The sequence below is a fragment of the Streptomyces sp. NPDC107562 genome (assembly GCF_055657325.1).
Genome location: NZ_JBVKBE010000037.1, coordinates 1 through 5,441, shown reverse-complemented (window position 1 = coordinate 5,441; position 5,441 = coordinate 1). Strand labels below are relative to the sequence as shown.

Annotated in this window: 3 protein-coding genes; 2 read left to right on the top strand and 1 reads right to left on the bottom strand. The window is 66.1% G+C overall.

Annotation, left to right across the window (positions count from 1 at the left end; all coding sequences use genetic code 11):
- The coding region (locus ACZ7LV_RS38915; RefSeq protein ID WP_471946085.1) for an amino acid adenylation domain-containing protein at positions 1 to 3,251 on the bottom strand (3,251 nt) is incomplete at its 3' end.
- A 484-nt stretch (positions 3,252 to 3,735) separates the two neighbouring features.
- On the opposite strand from ACZ7LV_RS38915, the gene ACZ7LV_RS38910 reads away from it, so the two are divergent.
- Both ACZ7LV_RS38910 and ACZ7LV_RS38905 read left to right on the top strand, forming a co-directional pair.
- Positions 3,736 to 3,954: an MbtH family protein gene (locus ACZ7LV_RS38910; RefSeq protein ID WP_471946084.1), complete on the top strand. Its 219-nt coding sequence runs from the start codon at positions 3,736 to 3,738 to the stop codon at positions 3,952 to 3,954.
- Positions 3,951 to 5,297, top strand: coding sequence for an aminotransferase-like domain-containing protein (locus ACZ7LV_RS38905; protein ID WP_471946083.1), 1,347 nt, complete (start codon positions 3,951 to 3,953; stop codon positions 5,295 to 5,297). The genes ACZ7LV_RS38910 and ACZ7LV_RS38905 overlap by 4 nt, the downstream gene beginning before the upstream one ends.
- Positions 5,298 to 5,441 lie beyond the last annotated feature (144 nt).

Genomic DNA, 5,441 nt, shown 5'->3' with positions numbered 1-5,441 from the left:
CCCCGGATCCGCGAGACCGTGGCGATGTTGTACGTCGCGCTCGGCCCCTCCAACCGGTGCAGGAACCACAACCGACGCTGACCGAACGACAACGGCAAAACACCCGGCCGTGTCCGACGCGTCAGCTCGGCCCTCCCGTCGGTCCCGCCGTCGTGCGCCAGACTGATCTCGATCCGCTTGGCGAGCCCAGCCGGTGTGGACGTCTCGAAGAGCGCCCTCATCCCCAAGTCCACGCCAGTCGTCGCCCGGAGCCGGGCGAGCAGACGGGTGGCGAGGAGGGAGTGCCCTCCTCGGCCGAAGAAGTCGTCGTCCGCGCCCACCCGGTCGACACCCAGGACCTGTGCAAAGAGCTCACACACGATCCGCTCGTGAGCGGTCGCGGGCGTTCGGCTCGTCTCCCCGGCGGAGAAGTCGGGTGCGGGCAGTGCCTGGCGATCGAGCTTTCCGTTCGGGGTGAGTGGCAGCCGGTCCAGAGGCATGAACACGGACGGCACCATGTAACCTGGCAGCCGGTCTTCGGCGTAGGCGCGCAGCGACGCGATCAGAGTTCCTGTCTCACGCGCGACGGCGGGGCTGTTGGTCCAGACGGACAGCGGGGTGGTTTCCGAGTCGACGGCCGCCGAAGGCACGTACGAGTCAACGAGGGCGACGCGGTCCTGCTGCCCAAGCTTCACGAAGGTGACGTCCAGGGTGTCCAGGACGGTCGTGGACCACGAGACGCAGACTCGGTACCCCAATGCCCCGCCGAGCTCGTGGAAGTCTTCGGCATCGACCTGATCGGCGCCATGCACCTCGCTGATGCCGCCCCCCGGGAGCTTTCCGTCCTGGAGTGCGCGCGCGAGGCCGGTCTCATGGGCGACACGGCCGTTCGGTACCCCGGTGTACCTGATCTGGTCCGGTCGTTCGCCGGTGAGCCGCTCGCTGACCGCGTCCAGGTGACCCGGCCAGGGGTGACTCGGTGCCTGCCCGAGGGAGCGCGTAGCGGCACCCTTCTTGAAAAGCGTGACGTCATAGCGGTAGCGGGTCATCTCATTGCTGTGCCGGCCGCGTTTGATCTGCAGGTCGACACCCTCGATGTCGCTGCGGCGGCAGCGCAGGGCTGCGAAGTAGTCCGGATCGACAAGGAGTTCCTTCTCCGTGACCAGGCTGTGCTCGACGGCTCGGCGCAGCGCGGTGACGTCGTCGGTGTTGTCGGCGCGGGCGAACTGGACTCCGGTGGCGAGGGCACGCAGTAGACGCGGGTTGCGGACGTCTCCGATGAACACGGTGCCGCCCTCCACGAGGAGGCGCAAAGCTCTGTCGAGCACGGTCTCCAGATAGCCGGCGTGGGGGAAGTACTGGGCGACCGAGTTCAGGACGATCGTGTCGAAGTAGTTCTCCGGCAGACCGTCCATAGTGTCGGCGGCTTGGGTCTGCAGCCGGACACGGGCCCTGAGGTCAGGGTCGCGCTCGACGTGCCCTTGGAGGGTTTCGATGACGGAGCTGGAGAAGTCGGTGCCCCAGTACGCCTCGCAGCGAGGCGCGATCTGGGAGAGCAGCAGGCCGGTGCCGACGCCGAGTTCGAGCACACGGCGGGGGCGGAGAGCCATGATCCGGCCCACTGTGCTGTCCCGCATCGCACGCGTCTGCTCCGTCGGGATAGGCCGGTCGTCATAGCTGCTGTTCCAGCTCGCGTAGTCCTCACCGAACTCGGGTGCGCGGGTGGTGGCGTAGAGGGCGTCGTACAGGTGATGCCATTCAGCGACCTGCTCTCCCGTTCCGTCATCGTCTTGCTGCCGCTCGTCGTGGCGGGTGCCGGCGACGACGTAGGCGACGAGCCGACGATCGTCGGGACGGTCCTCGCGGACTACGACTGCTGTCTGCGCGACGTCGGGGTGAGTGGTGAGTACGGTCTCGATCTCGGCGGGTTCGATACGGAAGCCACGCAGTTTGACCTGGTGGTCCGCTCGTCCGAGATATTCGAGTGTGCCGTCGGGGCCCCACCGGCAGATGTCTCCGGTCCGGTACAGGAGGCTCCCGGCCGGTCCGTGCGGATCTGCGACGAAGCGCTGCGCGGTGAGCGCGGGCTTGCGGTGATATCCCCGTGCGAGGCCCGCTCCAGCGATGTAGAGCTCGCCCGCGACTCCCTGTGAGACCGGGCGGAGCGCGTCGTCCAGGACGTGGACACGCGTGTTGATGATGGGCCGGCCGATCGGAGGGGTCGGGGCGGGAGTGTCTGTGTCATCAGATCGCGGCGCCAGGGGCGCGGCAGTGGACCAGATCGTCGTCTCCGTCGGTCCGTAGAGGTTGACGACCTCGGAGCCAAGTCCGCACATCGTCTCGGCCAGGGCGCTGGGCAGGGCCTCACCTCCGACCAGCATGCGCAGACCACGCAGCCCGTCCGGGTCGTGTTGAACGAGGAGTTGCCACAGCGACGGTGTGGCCTGCAGCACGGTGGCGCGAGTGCGGGTCAGAAGGTCCAGCACGGCGGCAGGTTGCGGGACGGTTTCCTCGGAGGCGATGACGACCGCGGCGCCGGACACCAGCGGGGCGTACATCTCCATGGCGGCGATGTCGAATGCGATGGTGGTCACGGCGAAGAGCCGGTCGGCCGGGCCCAGGGGGACGAGCTCATTCATGCCGGCGAGGAAGTTCGTGAGGGAGGCGTGGGTGATCACCACACCCTTGGGACGGCCTGTGGAGCCGGAGGTGTAGATGACGTAGGCCGGGTGCTGCGGCGTGAGCGGGGTGGCGCGGTGGTTGTCGGTCGGGTCGGTGTCGGGGTGACTGTCGATGGCACGGCGGGTGCCGCGAGCGTCGAGATGGAGCTGCTCCGGACCGTCGCCGAGCCATCCGGCCGATGCGCTCGCCGTCGTCGTGAGGAGCAGGGTCGGCCGGGCGTCGGCCACCACGTGCGAGACGCGGGCGGCAGGATGTTGCGGGTCGAGTGGCAGGTAGGCCGCGCCGGTCTTCATGACAGCGAGGAGCGACACGATCAAGTCGGCGGAACGGGGCAGAGCGAGAGCGACGATGTGGCCGGCTCCGACGCCGCGGTCGATCAGCGTGTGAGCCAGTCGGTTGGCTCTTGCGTTGAGTTCGGCGTAAGTGAGGGTACGGGCTTCCCCGAGGGGGGCGCCGTCGCACACGACCGCCACAGCGGTCGGAGTCCGTGCGGCACGAGCCTCTACGAGCACGGGAACGACGTCGAGGTGGACCTCCCGTGACGTGTCGTTCCAGACGTTGAAAATCGGGTCGTGCTCGCGCGTGTTCACCAACATACTCACCTCGTCATACCCGAGCGTTTACCGAGAAGATTTCAAGGGTGCCCGAAATGAAGTCTCCACACCGCAAAAGCGGGACGGGGAAATCCCCCTGGATAACGGGCACACTGCTTGGATCTCGATGTGCAGGAATCGAGCACATCGGAAAGAACAGTCATCGCAACGGAATTACTTCGCCGAGCGTCGCACGGTGGATCCTAGTCGAAGTCAAGGAGATTGCAAACCTCACCCATAACCAACACCGGAGGATATGCGGCGATTGCGGCCGCTGTAGGCCAGCGCCTTTTCTGACGAGCGGGACGATGGCATCTTCCTGCCAGAATCGATCTGACCAGGACTTCCCTGGCACGTTGATGTCACCTCACGCGACTGATTCCTTCTTGCCAGCACAGGAATCGCGCTCATAGGATTTTACGAGATCCGAATGGCATCCCGCGGTGTTGTGTCACGCGTATCCAGAATTGAGGATTTCATCGTGCCGAACCCCTTCGACGACGAAAACGGACAATTCCACGTCCTGGTGAACGACGAAGGCCAGCATTCCCTGTGGCCGACATTCATCGATGTGCCGGCAGGCTGGCTTGTGAGCCTGTCGGACAAGGGGCGCGAGGAATGTCTGGAGTACATCCGACAGAACTGGACGGACATGCGGCCGAAGAGTCTGGTGGACGCGATGGAATCGGACGGCGCATGAGCCGGTCCGCCATTTCCGGAAACCCCCTGGATCTCGCGGACCTGCACGACTCGCTGCGCTCGCCGACCACCGAGTCGATGAACTTCCTCAACGAGGTGGCGCACAGGTTCCCCAACGCCATCTCGTTCGCGGCAGGCCGCCCTTACGAGGGTCTCCTCGACATCGACGCCGTGCACCGGTACATCGAGGTGTACCGCGCCCACCTGGCGACCCGGCACAACGGGGACGAAACACTCGTGCGCCGCACGATGCTGCAGTACGGCAGGACCAAGGGGATCATCCACGAGTTGATCGCCGGGAATCTCTCCGTCGACGAGGGTATCGAGGTCGATCCTGACGCGATCGTCGTGACGGTCGGTTGCCAGGAAGCGCTGTACCTCGCTCTACGCGCACTACGCGGGAGCGAGCGTGACGTGCTTCTGACCGTCCTGCCGAGCTACGTCGGTGTGATGGGCGCCGCCGGGCTCGTCGACATGCCGATCGTACCCGTGGAGTCCGGCCCGGACGGGGTGAATCTAGATCACCTGGTGAGCCAGGTCGAACGCGTCCGGGCCGCCGGCATGAGGCCCCGCGCCTGCTACCTCATTCCCGATTTCGCGAACCCCTCCGGGATCAGCCTGTCCGTGCGGACCCGCCGGCGGCTCCTCGACCTCTCGGAGGAGCACGACTTCCTGCTTCTGGAGGACAACCCCTACGGGTTGTTCCGCGCCGGCGACTGCCCGCAGCCGCCGACCCTCAAGGCCCTCGACCAGTCGCACCGCGTCATCTACCTGGGGTCGTTCGCCAAGACGGGTATGCCGGGCGCCCGCGTCGGGTTCGCCGTAGCAGATCAGCCGGTCAGGACCGGCCCGCAGGAAGACCGCGGCACGGGCTTGCTCGCCGACCAGCTCGGCAAAATCAAAAGCGTGCTGACCGTCAACACATCACCGATCGCGCAGTCGGTCATCGGCGGGAAGCTCCTGGAGAACGGCCTCAGCCTGCACGTCGCCAACGCTCGCGAGATCGAGGTCTACCGGCGCAACCTGCGCCACCTTTTGGACGGCCTCGCCGCGCGCTTCCCCGAAGAGAGCGGCCAGGACGGCATGCGGCGCGCAGGTGTTTCCTGGAACGCCCCTCATGGGGGGTTCTTCCTCGTCCTCACCGTTCCCTTCGAGGTCGACGATGCCCTGCTCGAACGATGCGCCCACCATCACGATGTGCTGTGGACACCCATGCATCACTTCTACGGGGGTGGCTCCCCTCGGCGTCAGATCAGGCTCTCCTACAGCCATCTGACGCCCGCCGAGATCGCGACCGGCCTCGACAGGCTGGCTGCCTTCATCGACGAGCAGTGTGAAAGCTGAGCAAGTCGCTCCACGTGGTCCGTTCACCAGAAGAGGCTGTGTCATGTACCCGTTGTCGTTCGGTCAGCGTCGGTTGTGGTTCCTGCACCGGTTGGAGGGGCCGAGCGCGACGTACAACATCGCCACGGTCTCGCGGATCCGGGG

Bases quoted from the DNA above. Each gene is read 5' to 3' on its own strand.
- ACZ7LV_RS38905 (WP_471946083.1), top strand. From the start codon at position 3,951: ATGAGCCGGTCCGCCATTTCCGGAAACCCCCTGGATCTCGCGGACCTG.